Here is a 15,090-nt window from a genome sequence, read left to right as displayed (position 1 = left end):
CGTACGGTGGTGGGTATGCAGGTGATCGACTGGGATCTGGCCGTCGCGACCGGGGTGCGCCTTGTGCGGCCCGGCCCTCAGGTGAGCCGCGAGGAGGCCAGGCAGGCGGTCCTCGAACTGCGGCGCCTGTCGAGGGACGCCGAGGGGCACGTGCGGGACTTCACCCGCATCGACTCGGCGACGCCCGAGGCGGCGACCGTGGTCGACCGTCCGGGGTGGATCCGCGCCAACGTGGACGGCTTCCGCGTGGTGCTCGAGCCCCTGACGCAGAAGATGTCGAACATGCCCGCGGTCGTCGGCGCGGTCGGCTCGCGCATCACCGGGCTCGAGGTCGGCGCGGTGCTGGCCTTCCTCGCCTCCCGGGTGCTCGGGCAGTACGAGCTGTTCCTCCCGCCCGACCCCTCGGGCAACGCCCCGACCGGCCGCCTGACCCTGGTGGCCCCCAACATCGTGCACGCCGAGCGCGAGCTGGGCGTCGATCCCCGCGACTTCCGCCTGTGGGTGTGCCTGCACGAGGAGACCCACCGGGTGCAGTTCACCGGCGTCCCCTGGCTCCGTGAGTACGTCCGGGGCCAGATGACCGAGTTCCTCCTCGCGTCCGAGATGGACCTGGCGACCCTGCTGGAGCGCCTGCGCGCCGCCTCCGACGCCGTGGCCGACGCCTTCAGGGGCGGCGAGGGCAACCTCATCGAGGCGATCCAGACGCCCGAGCAGAAGGCCGTGCTCGACCGTGTGACGGCCGTGATGACGCTGGTGGAGGGGCACGGCGACTACGTCATGGACGCGGTGGGCCCGTCCGTCGTGCCGTCGGTCGCCGAGATCCGCGCCAAGTTCCAGCGCCGCCGCGAGGGCGGCTCGCGCTTCGACCAGCTCGTCCGCCGGCTGCTCGGCATCGAGCTGAAGATGAAGCAGTACGCCGAGGGCTCCCACTTCGTGCGCACCGTCGTGGACGAGGCCGGCATGGAGTCGTTCAACAAGGTCTGGACCTCGCCGGAGACGCTGCCCGACCGCGGGGAGATCGCCGACCCGCACGCCTGGATGTCCCGCGTCCTGGCCTCCGCCTGATTTCTCCCCACCCGCCCGGGCCCGTCCGACGCGCGTTTCCGCCTGTCCGCCGCGGGCGGCCAGAATGACCGTATGGGCCCGCATCCCGCCGTCGCCGACGTCCGCCGCGCCGTACGGCTGTCGCTCGCGGACCTCGCAGCCCCTCGGAGGGCGCGGGAGTCGTCCGGCGCGCTCGTCCTCGTGGCCTGCAGCGGCGGCGCCGACTCGCTGGCGCTGGCGGCGGCCACCGGCTTCGCGGCCCCGCGCCTCGGCCTGCGCGCCGGGCTGCTCACCGTCGACCACGGCCTGCAGGAGGGCTCGGCCGGCCGGGCCCGCGACGTCGTACGGCTCGCGCCCACGCTCGGTTTCGACCAGGCCGAGGTGCTGACCGTCACGGTCGGCACGGCCGGGGGGCCCGAGGCCGCGGCGCGGGAGGCCCGCTACGCCGCGCTGTCCGCCGCGGCGGGACGGCTGGGCGCCGCCGCTGTCCTGCTCGGCCACACGCGCGACGACCAGGCGGAGACCGTGCTGCTGCGCCTGGCCCGCGGCAGCGGCACGCGCTCCCTGTCCGGCATGGCGGAGGTCTCGGGGATCTACCGGCGGCCCCTGCTGGGGCTCGGCCGGACGCGGACCAGGCAGGCGTGTGACGCCCTCGGCCTGCGGCCCTGGGACGACCCGCACAACGACGATCCGGCGTACACCAGGGTCAGGGTGCGGCGCGACGCCCTCCCGGCGCTGGAGGCCGCGCTGGGACCGGGGATCGCCGAGGCGCTGGCCCGTACGGCGCGGCTGTGCCGGGACGACGCCGACGCCCTGGACGCGTGGGCGGAGGCCGTCCACGCGAAGTCGCGCGGCGCCGGCGGGGAGCTGGACGTGTCCGTGCTGGCGGACGTGCCGGGGGCGGTGCGGCGGCGGGTCATCCAGCGGGCGGCCGTGGAGGCCGGGGCGCACGCCGCCGCGCTCGCGGCGGTGCACATCGAGGCGGTCGAGCGGCTGGTGACCGGCTGGCACGGGCAGAAGGGAGTGGACCTACCCGGGGGGGTGGGGGTGGTGAGGCGCTGTGGCACCCTTGTCTTCGCCGTGGACAATCTCTCGCTCGCGTAAGGAAAACCCCAGGTGGACGCAGCCGACATGGGCAAGGATCTCTCCAGAGTCCTCATCTCGGAGCAGGAGCTACAGGAGAAGATCAGAGAACTGGCGGGCCAGATCGACGCCGACTACGCCGGCAGGGAACTGTTGATCGTCGGCGTGCTCAAGGGAGCGGTCATGGTCATGGCCGACCTCGCCCGCGCGCTGCACGTGCCCGTGCAGATGGACTGGATGGCCGTTTCCTCGTACGGCGCGGGGACCATATCGTCCGGCGTCGTGCGGGTGCTGAAGGATCTCGACACCGACATCGCCGGCCGGCATGTGCTCGTGGTCGAGGACATCATCGATTCCGGGCTGACCCTCTCGTGGTTGATGAACAACCTGAAGTCGCGCAACCCGGCGTCCGTGGAGATCTGCACGCTGCTGCGCAAGCCGGACGCGGTGAAGGTCGAGTTGGACGTCCGTTACGTCGGTTTTGACATCCCCAACGAGTTCGTCATCGGGTACGGGCTCGATTACGCGGAGCGGTATCGCAACCTGCCGTTCATCGGGACTCTTGCGCCTCATGTGTACGGAGGGGAGTAAGCCCTTAGCGAAGTGACCCTCGAATCGTGCGTTATTGGGCTCCAGGTCGGGGAACACGGGGCTGGCTGACGTACGTTGGAAAGGCAAAGCCGGAGCCGCTCGGGCAGTTACCCGACGCGGCTGCCGGGTGTACCTTCGGATATCCGTGGGAGGCCGGTCGGCCGCCCCGCGGTAGCCAGAAGGAGCGGTAAGGGATGCCGCGACCCCGGGTTTTCCCGGGGCAGGCCTTGGTCAGGAAGGGACGGGCCCGCCGGGGTTCCGCAACGGATGGATCTCAAGCGATTTACACGTGGCCCACTGCTGTGGATCCTGGGCATCGTATTGCTTCTCCTGCTCGTCACCACGATGTTCGGCGGCGGCGGCAACTACACAACCGCCGATACCTCGACGGTCGTCCAGCAGATACAGCAGGGCAATGTCAAGAGCGCGACCGTGGTCGACAAGGACCAGCGTGTCGAACTGACGCTGAACCGGCCCGTCGAGGTCGGGGGCAAGTCGACCGACCGCATCCAGGCCCTGTGGGTCGAGGGTCAGGGCGTGCAGCTCACGCAGGCGCTCGAGCAGGCCAAGCCCTCCCAGGGCTGGACGGTCGACGTGGCGAAGGAGAACTTCCTCGTCAGCCTGCTGGTCAGCTTCCTGCCGATCATCATCATCGTCCTGATCTTCCTGTTCATCATGAACCAGATGCAGGGCGGCGGCTCCCGGGTCATGAACTTCGGCAAGTCGCGGGCGAAGCTGATCACCAAGGACACCCCGAAGACGACCTTCGCCGACGTCGCGGGGGCCGACGAGGCCATCGAGGAGCTCCAGGAGATCAAGGAGTTCCTGCAGGCCCCGGCCAAGTTCCAGGCCATCGGCGCCAAGATCCCCAAGGGCGTGCTGCTGTACGGTCCGCCCGGCACAGGCAAGACCCTGCTCGCCCGCGCCGTCGCGGGTGAGGCGGGCGTGCCGTTCTACTCGATCTCCGGTTCCGACTTCGTCGAGATGTTCGTCGGCGTCGGCGCCTCCCGCGTCCGCGACCTGTTCGAGCAGGCCAAGGCGAACGCCCCGGCGATCATCTTCATCGACGAGATCGACGCCGTCGGCCGGCACCGCGGCGCGGGCCTCGGCGGCGGCCACGACGAGCGCGAGCAGACCCTGAACCAGCTCCTCGTCGAGATGGACGGCTTCGACGTCAAGGGCGGCGTGATCCTCATCGCCGCGACCAACCGCCCCGACATCCTCGACCCCGCGCTGCTGCGTCCGGGCCGCTTCGACCGGCAGGTCGTCATCGACCGGCCCGACCTGGAGGGCCGCAAGGGCATCCTGCGCGTCCACGGTCGCGGCAAGCCGTTCGCGCAGGACGTCGACCTCGACGTGATCGCCCGCAGGACCCCCGGCTTCACCGGCGCCGACCTCGCGAACGTGATCAACGAGGCGGCCCTGCTGACCGCCCGGCAGGACCAGAAGCTCATCACGATGAACACGCTCGAGGAGCCGATCGACCGCGTGATGGCCGGTCCCGAGCGCAAGTCCCGGGTCATGTCGGACCAGGAGAAGAAGATCATCGCCTACCACGAGGGCGGTCACGCCCTGGTGGCCCACGCGCTGCCCAACTCCGACCCGGTCCACAAGATCACGATCCTGTCCCGCGGCCGCGCCCTCGGTTACACGATGACGCTGCCGATGGAGGACAAGTTCCTCGCGACCCGGTCCGAGATGATGGACCAGCTCGCCATGCTGCTCGGCGGCCGCACCGCGGAGGAGCTCGTCTTCCACGAGCCCACCACCGGCGCGTCCAACGACATCGAGAAGGCGACCTCGATCGCCCGCCGCATGGTCACCGAGTACGGCATGAGCGAGCGGCTCGGCGCCCGCAAGTTCGGCAGCGGCAACGGCGAGGTCTTCCTCGGCCGTGAGATGGGCCACGAGCGCGACTACTCCGAGCAGATCGCCTCGGCGATCGACGAGGAGGTCCGCCGCTACATCGAGAGCGCGCACGACCAGGCGTGGGAGATCCTCGTCCAGTACCGCGACGTGCTCGACAACCTCGTGCTCGAACTGATGGAGAAGGAGACGCTCTCCAGGGAGCAGGTCCTCGAGATCTTCTCGCCCGTCGTGCCCAAGGAGAAGCGTCCCTCCTACGCCGGCTACGGCAAGCGCCTGCCGTCCGACCGTCCTCCGGTCATCACGCCCAAGGAGCGCGCCAACGGCAACGGCTCGGCGCTGCCCGCCGGCGGCACCGGCTCCACCCCGTGGGTCAACGACCAGTCGGCGCAGCGGGACGAGGCCTGACCATGGCCGAACCCATGGCGGGGCCGCCCCCCGGCTTCGACCACGGCCGGATCGAGAAAGCGGTGCGGGAGATCCTGTTCGCGATCGGGGAGGACCCCGATCGCGACGGGCTCCGGGACACTCCCGCCCGGGTGGCCCGCGCGTTCGCGGAGCAGTTCGCCGGCCTGGGCCAGCGGCCCGAGGACGCGCTGACCACCATGTTCGACGCGGACCACGACGAGATGGTGCTCGTCAAGGACATCGAGGTGATGTCCACCTGTGAGCACCATCTGCTCCCGTTCCACGGCGTGGCCCACATCGGCTACACCCCGAACGACAAGGGACGAATCACCGGCCTGTCCAAGCTGGCCAGGCTGGTGGACGTCTACGCCCGCAGGCCGCAGGTCCAGGAGCGGATGACCTCCCAGATCGCCGACGGCCTGATGCAGGTGCTGGAGCCGCGCGGGGTGATCGTGGTGATCGAGGCCGAGCACATGTGCATGACCATGCGCGGTGTGCGCAAGCCCGGCGCCAAGACGATCACATCGGCCGTCCGGGGTGACTTCCGTTCCAGTGAGGCGACCAGGGCCGAGGCCATGTCGCTGATCCTGCGCGGCTGATCGCGGGCGACGGCCGATTGGGACGCCGCTCCTGCCTGACAGGCACCGAGTCTCGGGGCACTAGTCTTGACCCCATGACCGCAGCGAGTGTGCCCGGTATGCCCGAGTCTGGGCGCTGTTTGGTCATGGGCGTGGTCAACGTGACCCCCGACTCCTTCTCCGACGGGGGGCAGTGGTTCGACGCCGACGTGGCGATCAGGCACGGCCTCGACCTGGTGGCCGAGGGCGCCGACATCGTCGACGTGGGCGGCGAGTCCACCCGTCCGGGCGCGGCGCGGGTGTCCCTGGAGGAGGAGCTGCGCCGCGTCGAGCCGGTGATCCGCACGCTCACCGAGGAGGGCGTGACGGTCAGCGTCGACACCATGCGCGCGGAGGTGGCCGAGGCGGCCGTCGCGGCAGGGGCGAAGCTCGTCAACGACGTGAGCGGCGGGCTGGCCGATCCGGCGATGCCGCGGGTGGTGGCCGCGACCGGCGTGCCGTACGTCGTGATGCACTGGCGCGGGCACAGCCGCGACATGGACAGCCGGGCCATCTACAGCGACGTCGTGACCGAGGTGGCGGAGGAGCTGCGCAAGCGGGTCGACTCCGTGCTGGCCGAGGGCGTGCGGGAGGAGCAGATCGTGCTCGACCCCGGCCTCGGATTCTCCAAGAACGCCGAGCACAACTGGGCCCTGCTGGCCGGGATCGGCGAGCTCAACCGCCTCGGCCGCCCGTTGCTGATCGGAGCGTCGCGGAAACGCTTCCTCGGCCGCCTGCTGGCGGGGCCCGACGGTGAGCCCCGGCCGTTCGACGGCAGCGACGACGCCACGCTCGCCGTCACCGCGCTCGCCGCGCGGGCCGGCGCGTGGTGCGTGCGGGTGCACCGGGTGCGGGCGAACGCCGACGCGGTGCGAGTGGCCGCCGCGTGGAGGGCAGCAGCCGTACGACACGCTGACGAGGGCCGGTGACGAGATGCCGACAGGGACGCCGATGAAGGACATCGAGGAGCTCAACCAGGCGTTCTACAACGCCATCGAGAGCGGCGACCTCGACAAGATGTCGGAGATCTGGACAGAGGACGTCCCTGGACGTCCTGCCATGTGCGTCCACCCCGGCTGGCCCATGCTGACCGGCCGGTCGGAGGTGCTGCGCTCCTGGGCGCTCATCATGGCCAACACGCCGTACATCCAGTTCGTGCTGACCGACGTGCAGACGACCGTGATCGGGGACGTCGCCGTGGTCACCTGCGCGGAGAACATCCTCACGGCCGCCGACACCGACGAACCGGGCTTCGCGGCCGGCCGGGTCGTCGCCTCCAGCACCTACGTGCGGACCGGGACCGGCTGGCGGCTGTGGCTCTACCACGGCTCGCCGGTCCTCCAGAGTGACGACGACGAGGAGGATCAGGAGCAGTGACGGCGCGGGCGGCGACCGGCCGTGACACCGTGCGGTTGACGGGTCTGCGGGCCCGCGGCAGGCACGGCTGCCTGCCCGCCGAGCGTGAGCTGGGCCAGGAGTTCGTGATCGACGTGGCCCTGTGGTTCGACACCGCCCCGGCGGCGGCGGCCGACGACCTGACGCTCACCGTGGACTACGGGGCACTGGCGACGGAGCTCGTCCGCATCGTTGAGGGCGAGCCGGTCAACCTCATCGAGACCCTCGCCGAGCGGCTGGCGGCGGCCTGCCTGGCCCACGAGCTGGTCGAGGAGGCGGAGGTCAGCGTGCACAAACCGGCGGCGCCCATCCCGCTGCCGTTCGGCGACGTGGTGGTGACGATCAGAAGGGGTCGCGCATGAGGGTCGTGATCGCGCTCGGCAGCAACCTCGGCCGCCGCATCGAGAACCTCCAGGGAGCCGTCGACTCGCTGTTCGACGCCCCCGGGCTCACGTTCGTGGCGGTGTCGCCGGTCTATGAGACCGATCCGGTCGGCGGCCCCGAGCAGGGCCCCTACCTCAACGCGGTCGTGATCGCCGAGAGCATGCTCGACCCCCGCACGCTGCTCGACCGCGCGCAGAGCGTCGAGAACGCGTTCGGCCGCGAGCGCAGGGAGCGGTGGGGCCCGCGCACGCTCGACGTCGACCTCATCACGGTCGGGAGTCTCATGTCGGACGACCCCGAGCTCACGCTCCCGCACCCCCGGGCGCACGAGCGGGCGTTCGTGCTGGTCCCGTGGGCGCAGGCCGATCCGGCGGCGGTGCTGCCGGGGCGCGGGTCGGTGGCGGCCCTGCTGGCCGACACGGACCAGAGCGGGGTGCGGCTGCGGCCCGACCTCGTGCTCGAACCCCCGGCCTGATCGACGAGGAGTCCCCGCGTGAAGCCCAGCAATCCCGGCGTTCTCGTCGGTCTCGTGGTCGTGTTCGCTCTGCTCACCTGGGGGCTGCTGCGGCAGTTCTACTCCGTGGTGCCGACCCTGCCGTGGACCGCGATCCCCACCACGCTGCTGCTGGCCGTCGGCGAGGCGTACACGGGCTGGCTGACCCGGGCGAGGATTCTGCGCCGCCCGGACACCAAGCCCGTCGAGCCGCTGGCCGTCGCCCGCCTGGCGGCGCTGGCCAAGGCCACGGCGTACGTCGGGGCGGCGTTCGGCGGCATCTTCGCCGGGTTCGTGGTGCACGTGCTCGAACTGCTCGACCTGGACAAGCCACGCCAGGACGCGTTGGTCGGAGGCGGGTCGTTCGTGGCCTGCGTGATCCTGATCTGCGCGGCGCTGTTCCTCGAGCACTGCTGCCGGGTGCCCGGCAAACCGTCAGGCGAGACCTGATCCCCTACTTGTCGATGTCGCCGACCACGAAGAACATCGAGCCGAGGATCGCGATCATGTCGGCGACCAGGTTGCCCGGCAGCATCTCCCGCAGCACCTGGATGTTGTTGTAGGAGGCGCTGCGCAGCTTGAGCCGCCACGGCGTCTTCTCGCCCCGCGACACGAGGTAGTAGCCGTTCAGGCCGAGCGGGTTCTCCGTCCAGGCGTACGTGTGGCCCTCGGGCGCCTTCAGCACCTTCGGCAGCCGCTGGTTGATCGGTCCCGGCGGCAGGTGCCGCAGGCGCTCGACGCAGGCGTCGGCCAGGTCGAGGGAGACCTTGACCTGTTCGAGCAGCACCTGGAACCGGGCCTGGCAGTCCCCGGCCGACCGGGTCACGACCTTCACCGGCAGCTCGCCGTACGCGAGGTAGGGCTCGTCGCGCCGCAGGTCGAAGTCGACGCCCGAGGCCCGCGCGATGGGGCCGCTCACGCCGTACTGCATGATCGTCTCGCGGTCGAGCACGCCGACGCCGCGGGTGCGGGCCAGGAAGATCTCGTTGCCGGCGATCAGCTCCTCGATGTCGGGCAGCCGCCGCCGCACGGCCGCGACGGCGGCGGTGACGCGGTCGAGCCAGCCCAGGGGCAGCTCCTCCTTCAGCCCGCCCACCCGGTTGAACATGTAGTGCATGCGGCCGCCGGAGATCTCCTCCATGACGTGCTGCAGGGTCTCCCGCTCGCGGAAGGCGTAGAAGACCGGCGTGATCGCGCCGAGCTCCAGGGGATAGCTGCCGAGGAACATCAGGTGGCTGAGCACGCGGTTGAGCTCGGCCAGCAGCGTCCTGGCCCACACCGCCCTGGGCGGGGGCTGCATGCCCAGCATGCGCTCGACCGCGAGCACCACGCCCAGCTCGTTGGCGAACGCCGACAGCCAGTCGTGCCGGTTGGCGAGCACGATGATCTGCCGGTAGTCGCGCACCTCGAACAGCTTCTCCGCGCCGCGGTGCATGTAGCCGACGATCGGCTCGGCGGCCGTGATGCGCTCGCCGTCGAGGACGAGTCGCAGCCGCAGCACGCCGTGGGTGGAGGGGTGCTGCGGGCCGATGTTGAGGATCATGTCCTCGGTGGCCAGCTCCCTCGCCTGCACGGCGTCGGCTCCCGCGCCGATCCCCACGATGCGTTCGGTGCGCCCGCCCTCCTGCTCGGTCGTCATGCCCTCCATGCTTTCACGCTCATCACGTGGGAGCGAAGACGGCGAAGGCATCAGACGAACTCGACCACGGTCCCATGCCGACGGCAGTAGCCTGCTGTCCGACTTAAGGCTAGCCTTGATTTCGGGAGGGCACTCTTGGGTGGACGGTGAAGGTCACAGATGAGTACGCCGCCTGGTTCAGGACGCTGCTCAAGGAGGATCTCGACTCGGCGATCCAGGTTGCTCAGGCCGTCGCCGCTCTGCGGGAGGAAGGGCCGACGTTGGTAGGCCTCGACTACACCAGCGACGAAGAGGAGTGATCATGCCGAAGAGGGCGCCGGGGGATTGGGCCGACCTCGAGCGGGAAGTGCACGAGGCCGGCGTCTCCCCTTCCGTGATCGAGCAGGGCGCCAGGAAGCTTCTTGCCGAGGCGCGCGGTCATCAGCTCGCCGAGGCACGAAAGCAACTTGGGCTCGGCCAGAGGGACGTCGCGGCTGTCATGGGTCTGAGCGTTGCCCGGGTCTCACAGATCGAGCATGGAGAGGTCACATCCCTCGACGTCATCGCTCGCTATGTAGAGGCGCTCGGGGCCCGCTTGGACCTGGTCGTCGACTTCGGCGATCGGACGCTGCGCTTGCCGGTCAGCGAGAAGTCGACGGATGCCGCTTGATCGGGGACCTCTTGGACGAGACCCCCAGGCTGACCTTCCGTCTTCAGGCGGTGGCGATTTCGCGTAGGGCCTCGACGAGGCGGTCGACGTGTTCGGTGGTCGTGCCGATGCCGACCGAGGCGCGTACGGCGCTGAACGTGCCGTCCGCGCAGCCGCCGTCCTCCCCGCCGCCGAGGAGGTGGCGGACGAACGGATGGGCGCAGAACTTGCCGTCCCTGACGCCGATGCCCCATTCGGACGACAGCGTCTCGGCGACCTCGCGGGCCGTACGGCCCTCGACGGTGAACGACACGATGCCGACGCGCGGGTGGTCCTGGCCCCACAGCGACAGCTCGCGTACGCCGGGGATCGTGGCGAGCCCGGCGCGCAGGCGGGCGAGCAGCCGCTCCTCCTCCCGCACCAGCGCGGTCCAGCCGGTCGCGGTCAGCGCGTCGCAGGCGGCGGCGAGCGCGATCGCGCCGAGCACGTTTGGGGTGCCCGCCTCGTGCCGCGTCTCGGGGTCGTCGCTCCACTCGGTGGTCTCGCCCACCGCCTGTACGGCTCCGCCGCCGCGCAGGTACGGATCGGCGTCGGCGAGCCAGTCGGGGCGGCCCACGAGCACCCCGGCGCCGAACGGGGCGTAGAGCTTGTGCCCGGAGAAGGCCACGTAGTCGAGGTCGAGCGCGGCGAGGTTGAGCTCGCGGTGGGGGACGAGCTGGGCGGCGTCCACGGCGATCCGTGCGCCGTGCCGGTGGGCGATGTGGGCCAGCCCGGCGATCGGCCACAGCTCGCCCGTCACGTTGGAGGCGGCGGTCACGACGAGCAGGGCCGGGCCCTCGACCGCGGCCAGCGCCTCGTCGGCCGCCCTGATCGCCTCGCCGGGAAAGGCGGGCGGGGCGAGCCGTACGGCGTTCGGCCAGGGCAGCAGCGAGGCGTGGTGCTCGGTCTCGAACACGACGACGGTGGTGCCCTCGGGGAGGCTGCGGGCCAGCAGGTTCGTGGCGTCGGTCGTGTTGCGCACGAAGATCAGCGCGTCGCCGGGGCGGGCGCCGACGAAGGCCCGCACGGTGTGCCTGGCCTGCTCATACCTGGCCGTCGTGAGCTGCGAGGCGTAGCCCGCACCCCGGTGGACGCTGGAGTAGGCCGGCAGCGCCGCCGCGACGGCGGCGTTCACCGGCTCGAGACAGGGCGCGCTCGCCGCGTAATCGAGGTTCGCGTACGGCACGAGCCTGCCGCCCCTGACGGGCACCTCCAGGCCGGCGCCCACGACAGCCGGTAGGCGCACGGGCTCGGAGATGCGGGTGACGGCCTGCTGGACGAAGGTGAGTGCGGACAACGCCATGCCTCCTCGGGGTTGGGGACCCCGGCCATGGCATCGGAAGTCGGAGCCCGCGCTTGCCCGGCACACCTCGTGCCGGACCCGGTCCTCACCCGGGGCACCCCGCCGCGAGCGCGAGGGTTGCCGGCCAGCAAGCCGGGGCTTGACGCTGGCACTCATGACCTGGACGGCACTATAACCCGACACCGCCCTCCGCCCGCAAGTGCGGGCGACCCATGCGAAGTCAGTCGTTGTCGACCGTCACGCCCAGGATGTGGGCGAACATCGGCGCGAGTTCCATCAGCTGGACGCCGCTGATGGTCGCGCCGCGCAGCGCGTCGTAGCCGTCGGAGATGCCCAGCGACACGGCGCCGCGCAGGTCGACCCGGGACATGCGCGCCTTGTCGAACCGCACCCGTTCCAGCGTGGAGCCGGGGAAGGCGACGCCGGTCAGCGTGGCGCCCGCGAAGTCCACGTCGCGCAGCGTGCACTCGACGAACGTGACCTCCCGCAGGTCGGCCGCGCGGAGGTTGACCGAGTCGAGCTTGCACCGATGGAAGAGCACATGGTTCATCTCGGCGCCGGGCAGCGCCGTGCCGGCCGGGGCGCTCATGATGATCTCCGCATCCGCCCAGACGGACTCGGTGAGGTCGCCGCCCACCCAGCGCACGCCGTTCAGCCACACGTCGGAGAACCGGGCGCGCCGATATCGGCCGCCGGCGAACGTCACCGAGGTGAACGCCGACTCCATGAACCGGGAGTTGGACGCCTCGGCGTCCTCGAACTCCCGGCCGTCGAACAGGACCGTGTCGTAGTCGCCGCCCCGAGCGAGCCGGCCCTCGAACGGTTCGAGGTGATCGGCATAGGGCAACTCGCCGAGTTCGCGGGGTTCCCTGCGATGCTGTTCGCGGCGCTTCGGCATCGCCCCAACCTACGCCATGACGGACCCCCACGCCCGTACTCCCAGGCGAGGCCTTTCATCCGTATTGTTGTCCATTGTGAAGTTTGATCCCTGGAATGCCGAGTTCATCGCGTACCCCTATGACGCCTACCGCGACCTGCGCGACAACGATCCGGTCAGCTTCTTCGAGCCGACAGGGCAGTGGCTGATCGCCCGCCACGCGGATGTGAACGCGCTGCTGCGCGACCGGCGTCTCGGCCGGTCCTACCTGCACGTGGCGACGCATGAGGCGTTCGGCCGCGAGCCCGAGCCGGAGTTCCAGGAACCGTTCTGGCGGGTGATCCGGGCCGGGATGCTCGACGTCGAGCCGCCGGTCCACACGCGACTGCGCCGCCTGGTGTCCAAGGCGTTCACGCCGCGCATGGTCGAGTCGCTGCGCCCCCGCGTACGGAAGATCGCGACCGAGCTGACCGAGGGGCTGGTCGAGCGCGGCGGCGGCGACCTGCTGGCCGAGGTGGCCGAGCCCCTGCCGGTCACCGTGATCGCCGAGATGCTCGGCGTGCCCGAGGCCGACCGCCACCTGCTGCGCCCCTGGTCGGCCGACATCTGCGGGATGTATGAGCTGAGCCCCTCGCTGGAGGTCCAGCACACGGCCGTACGCGCGGCGACGGAGTTCGCCGGCTACCTGCGCGAGCTGGCCAGGGCACGCAGGGAGCGGCCGGGCGACGACATGATCTCGGCGCTGGCCCAGGTGGTCGACGACGGCGACCGGCTGACCGAGGACGAGCTGATCGGCACCTGCGTGCTGCTGCTCAACGCCGGGCACGAGGCCACGGTCAACGCCACCGGCAGCGGGTGGTGGGCGCTTTTCCGCAACCCCGGTGAGCTGGAGCGGCTGCGCGCCGACCCCGGCCTGATGCCGACGGCGGTCGAGGAACTGCTGCGCTACGACACCCCGGCGCAGATGTTCGAGCGGTGGGTGCTTGAGGACATCGAGGTCGGCGGGGTGACGATCCCCCGGGGCGTGGAGATCGCGCTGCTGTTCGGCTCGGCCAACCGCGACCCCGAGGTCTTCGCCGACCCCGACCGTCTCGACATCGGCCGGGCGGACAACCCGCACATCTCGTTCGGCGCCGGCATCCACTTCTGCCTCGGCGCGCCGCTCGCGCGGGTCGAGATGGCGGAGTCGTTCGGCGCCCTGCTGCGGCTCGCGCCCAAGCTGGAGCTCGCCGAGGAGCCCGCCTGGAAGCCCAGCTACATCATGCGCGGCCTGGAGTCACTGAAGGTCACCGTCTGACACGCCGCCCGTGTGGTGGGTGACGGTGTGGTGGGTGACCGTGGTGTCGTAGCCGAGCAGGACGGCCCGGGCCGCGGGCTCGACGACGGCCGTGCCGGGGTCGTCCCCGGCGAAGCGGCGGATCGCGTCCATCGAGTCCCACAGCGTCATGACCTGGATTTCCACCCGCCCGTCGGCGGCGTCCCGCCGCAGCAGGTACGCGCCACGGTGCCCGTCCACGACGCGCAGGGAGGGCAGGACCGACGCGGTGAAATGCCGCTCGTAGCCGTCCGCGCCCTCCGGAGTGGCGCTCGCGCGCCAGATTCTCGCGATCAAGATCTCTCCTCTCGATGTCGTGACTGGCTGAGCCAGCCGAAGCCGCCGAGACCGGCCGGGTCGATCAGCTCCGCCTCCTGGGAGGCCCGGCCGAGCGCGCGTACGTACCCGAGGGGATCGGCGGACGCCAGTGAGAGCGGCGGGCGGGCGCCGGTGACCCCCAGGTCCCGCAGCGCCTCCCGCTGCGTGGTGAGCGTGGTCGCCTCCGCGCCCGCCCGCTCGCCGGCCGCCGCGCAGGCGTCCAGCGCGACGTGGGCGGTGATGTCGCACGACCCGTCCGGCGTCGGCGGCACCACCGAGCCGTCGCGATATCCGGCGACCGTGCCGAGCGGGGGTCGTCGCCCGGCCAGATGGCCGTAGTCCACGGCGACCGCCGTGCCGCGCGCCAGCCGCGTGATCAACGAGGCCCACGCCTCGTCGCGCGGGCGGCCGATCTCGGCGCGTTCCCCCGGTGCGCGCAGCGGCCACCAGCGCTCAAGCCAGGCCAGGTCCTCCGGGCCGGGAGCGGGCCCGAGCCGTTCCTCGCCGGTCGAGGTGTCCACGAGCACCAGGCGAGGGCCGTCCGGCGTCATCTCGGCGATGTCGAGCGGCACGTTGTCCAGCCACTCGTTGGCGATCACCAGGCCGCTGATCCCGTACGGCGCCTCCGGCTCCCATGCGACGCGCGGGTCGAGATCGCCGGGCCGGGGGGACAGGTCGACGGCGGTGATCCGCAGCCGCTCCGCGAGGTCCGGCGGCGCGGCGGCCGACACCCGGGCGGCCAGCAGGCCGTTGCCGCTGCCCATGTCCACGAGATCGACCGGGCCGGGCCGCCCGAGGGCGGCGTCGACCCGCAGGAGCAGGCGCAGCACCGCCTCGGCGAAGACCGGCGAGGCATGCACCGACGTGCGGAAATGCCGGTCGGGGCGCTCCCGCAGATAGAAGCCCTCCGCGCCGTAGAGCGCCCGCCGCATGGCCTCCCGCCAGGTGACCTCCACGGCGCTTTAGGTTACCGACACGCCGGGGCCGTGACGAAAAGTAGTCACTTTCGTACTTATGGCTCAACATAGGCCCGTGAGAAACGGGACAAAATCGGACCGTTGGGCCACGCCCGGGCCGGCGGGAGCGCCGC

The 15,090-nt window shown here is 71.1% G+C and carries 18 protein-coding genes and 1 riboswitch; of the genes, 13 read left to right on the top strand and 5 right to left on the bottom strand.

What is annotated here, in order from left to right:
- Nucleotides 1–15 precede the first annotated feature (15 nt).
- The 10 genes from FLW16_RS38905 (at nt 16) to FLW16_RS38860 (ending at nt 8,331) form a co-directional block, all read left to right on the top strand.
- A complete protein-coding gene (locus tag FLW16_RS38905) occupies nt 16–1,065 on the top strand; it encodes a zinc-dependent metalloprotease (protein ID WP_185949788.1) in 1,050 nt (349 codons plus the stop codon).
- Nucleotides 1,066–1,137: 72 nt separating this feature from the next.
- On the top strand, nt 1,138–2,148 hold the full coding sequence (gene tilS / locus FLW16_RS38900) for a tRNA lysidine(34) synthetase TilS (RefSeq protein WP_142566005.1): 1,011 nt from the start codon (nt 1,138–1,140) through the stop codon (nt 2,146–2,148).
- Between the two features lie 12 nt (nt 2,149–2,160).
- Nucleotides 2,161–2,718, top strand: a complete 558-nt coding sequence (gene hpt / locus FLW16_RS38895; protein ID WP_240809458.1) for a hypoxanthine phosphoribosyltransferase — start codon at nt 2,161–2,163, stop codon at nt 2,716–2,718.
- Nucleotides 2,719–2,985: 267 nt separating this feature from the next.
- Nucleotides 2,986–4,992, top strand: a complete 2,007-nt coding sequence (ftsH, locus tag FLW16_RS38890) for an ATP-dependent zinc metalloprotease FtsH (RefSeq protein ID WP_142566004.1) — start codon at nt 2,986–2,988, stop codon at nt 4,990–4,992.
- Nucleotides 4,993–4,994: 2 nt separating this feature from the next.
- Nucleotides 4,995–5,591 (top strand): GTP cyclohydrolase I FolE, encoded by a 597-nt coding sequence (gene folE, locus FLW16_RS38885; protein ID WP_260616079.1) that lies wholly within the window; start codon nt 4,995–4,997, stop codon nt 5,589–5,591.
- A gap of 74 nt (nt 5,592–5,665) precedes the next feature.
- On the top strand, nt 5,666–6,538 hold the full coding sequence (gene folP, locus FLW16_RS38880; protein ID WP_142566003.1) for a dihydropteroate synthase: 873 nt from the start codon (nt 5,666–5,668) through the stop codon (nt 6,536–6,538).
- A gap of 22 nt (nt 6,539–6,560) precedes the next feature.
- On the top strand, nt 6,561–6,986 hold the full coding sequence (locus FLW16_RS38875; protein WP_142566002.1) for a nuclear transport factor 2 family protein: 426 nt from the start codon (nt 6,561–6,563) through the stop codon (nt 6,984–6,986).
- Complete coding sequence (gene folB, locus FLW16_RS38870) at nt 6,983–7,366, top strand: dihydroneopterin aldolase (RefSeq protein WP_142566001.1); 384 nt, start codon at nt 6,983–6,985, stop codon at nt 7,364–7,366. Before FLW16_RS38875 ends, folB begins: the two co-directional genes overlap by 4 nt.
- Nucleotides 7,363–7,863 carry a 2-amino-4-hydroxy-6-hydroxymethyldihydropteridine diphosphokinase gene (gene folK / locus FLW16_RS38865; protein ID WP_142566000.1) on the top strand — a complete coding sequence of 167 codons (501 nt, stop codon included), beginning with the start codon at nt 7,363–7,365 and terminating at the stop codon, nt 7,861–7,863. Before folB ends, folK begins: the two co-directional genes overlap by 4 nt.
- A gap of 18 nt (nt 7,864–7,881) precedes the next feature.
- Nucleotides 7,882–8,331: a DUF3180 domain-containing protein gene (locus tag FLW16_RS38860; protein ID WP_142565999.1), complete on the top strand. Its 450-nt coding sequence runs from the start codon at nt 7,882–7,884 to the stop codon at nt 8,329–8,331.
- Between the two features lie 4 nt (nt 8,332–8,335).
- Here the strand turns inward: FLW16_RS38860 and FLW16_RS38855 are convergent, their stop codons facing one another.
- Nucleotides 8,336–9,520 carry an NADH-quinone oxidoreductase subunit D gene (locus tag FLW16_RS38855; protein ID WP_142565998.1) on the bottom strand — a complete coding sequence of 395 codons (1,185 nt, stop codon included), beginning with the start codon at nt 9,518–9,520 and terminating at the stop codon, nt 8,336–8,338.
- Nucleotides 9,521–9,666: 146 nt separating this feature from the next.
- On the opposite strand from FLW16_RS38855, the gene FLW16_RS38850 reads away from it, so the two are divergent.
- Entirely contained in the window at nt 9,667–9,819 is a 153-nt protein-coding gene (locus FLW16_RS38850; protein ID WP_221891495.1) for a hypothetical protein, read from the top strand.
- 2 nt (nt 9,820–9,821) lie between these two features.
- Nucleotides 9,822–10,169 carry a helix-turn-helix domain-containing protein gene (locus FLW16_RS38845; RefSeq protein ID WP_142565997.1) on the top strand — a complete coding sequence of 116 codons (348 nt, stop codon included), beginning with the start codon at nt 9,822–9,824 and terminating at the stop codon, nt 10,167–10,169.
- A 43-nt stretch (nt 10,170–10,212) separates the two neighbouring features.
- Here FLW16_RS38845 and FLW16_RS38840 read toward each other — a convergent pair whose 3' ends face one another.
- Both FLW16_RS38840 and FLW16_RS38835 read right to left on the bottom strand, forming a co-directional pair.
- The gene (locus tag FLW16_RS38840; protein WP_396687073.1) at nt 10,213–11,484 is read right to left on the bottom strand and encodes an aminotransferase class V-fold PLP-dependent enzyme; all 1,272 of its coding nucleotides are present in this window, start codon (nt 11,482–11,484) and stop codon (nt 10,213–10,215) included.
- Nucleotides 11,485–11,534: 50 nt separating this feature from the next.
- Nucleotides 11,535–11,650: riboswitch (SAM riboswitch) on the bottom strand.
- A 60-nt stretch (nt 11,651–11,710) separates the two neighbouring features.
- On the bottom strand, nt 11,711–12,388 hold the full coding sequence (locus FLW16_RS38835) for a pentapeptide repeat-containing protein (RefSeq protein WP_142565995.1): 678 nt from the start codon (nt 12,386–12,388) through the stop codon (nt 11,711–11,713).
- A gap of 76 nt (nt 12,389–12,464) precedes the next feature.
- On the opposite strand from FLW16_RS38835, the gene FLW16_RS38830 reads away from it, so the two are divergent.
- Entirely contained in the window at nt 12,465–13,664 is a 1,200-nt protein-coding gene (locus FLW16_RS38830) for a cytochrome P450 (protein WP_221891494.1), read from the top strand.
- On the opposite strand, the gene FLW16_RS38825 is transcribed toward FLW16_RS38830, so the two are convergent.
- Complete coding sequence (locus tag FLW16_RS38825; RefSeq protein WP_142565993.1) at nt 13,644–13,979, bottom strand: antibiotic biosynthesis monooxygenase; 336 nt, start codon at nt 13,977–13,979, stop codon at nt 13,644–13,646. The genes FLW16_RS38830 and FLW16_RS38825 overlap by 21 nt on opposite strands.
- A complete protein-coding gene (locus FLW16_RS38820; protein WP_142565992.1) occupies nt 13,976–14,956 on the bottom strand; it encodes an SAM-dependent methyltransferase in 981 nt (326 codons plus the stop codon). Before FLW16_RS38820 ends, FLW16_RS38825 begins: the two co-directional genes overlap by 4 nt.
- Nucleotides 14,957–15,090: the final 134 nt, after the last annotated feature.

The organism is Microbispora sp. KK1-11, assembly GCF_006874435.1.
Classification (GTDB): domain Bacteria; phylum Actinomycetota; class Actinomycetes; order Streptosporangiales; family Streptosporangiaceae; genus Microbispora; species Microbispora catharanthi.
Note: the sequence above shows the minus strand (reverse complement) of the source record. Positions and strands in the feature narration are given on the sequence as shown.

What these genes read in the sequence shown, in the direction of transcription:
- FLW16_RS38905 (WP_185949788.1), top strand. Translation starts at nt 16, where the DNA reads ATGCAGGTGATCGACTGGGATCTGGCCGTCGCGACCGGGGTGCGCCTT.
- tilS (WP_142566005.1), top strand. Translation starts at nt 1,138, where the DNA reads ATGGGCCCGCATCCCGCCGTCGCCGACGTCCGCCGCGCCGTACGGCTG.
- ftsH (WP_142566004.1), top strand. Translation starts at nt 2,986, where the DNA reads ATGGATCTCAAGCGATTTACACGTGGCCCACTGCTGTGGATCCTGGGC.
- folE (WP_260616079.1), top strand. Translation starts at nt 4,995, where the DNA reads ATGGCCGAACCCATGGCGGGGCCGCCCCCCGGCTTCGACCACGGCCGG.
- folP (WP_142566003.1), top strand. Translation starts at nt 5,666, where the DNA reads ATGACCGCAGCGAGTGTGCCCGGTATGCCCGAGTCTGGGCGCTGTTTG.
- FLW16_RS38875 (WP_142566002.1), top strand. Translation starts at nt 6,561, where the DNA reads ATGAAGGACATCGAGGAGCTCAACCAGGCGTTCTACAACGCCATCGAG.
- folK (WP_142566000.1), top strand. Translation starts at nt 7,363, where the DNA reads ATGAGGGTCGTGATCGCGCTCGGCAGCAACCTCGGCCGCCGCATCGAG.
- FLW16_RS38855 (WP_142565998.1), bottom strand. Translation starts at nt 9,520, where the DNA reads ATGACGACCGAGCAGGAGGGCGGGCGCACCGAACGCATCGTGGGGATC.
- FLW16_RS38845 (WP_142565997.1), top strand. Translation starts at nt 9,822, where the DNA reads ATGCCGAAGAGGGCGCCGGGGGATTGGGCCGACCTCGAGCGGGAAGTG.
- FLW16_RS38835 (WP_142565995.1), bottom strand. Translation starts at nt 12,388, where the DNA reads ATGCCGAAGCGCCGCGAACAGCATCGCAGGGAACCCCGCGAACTCGGC.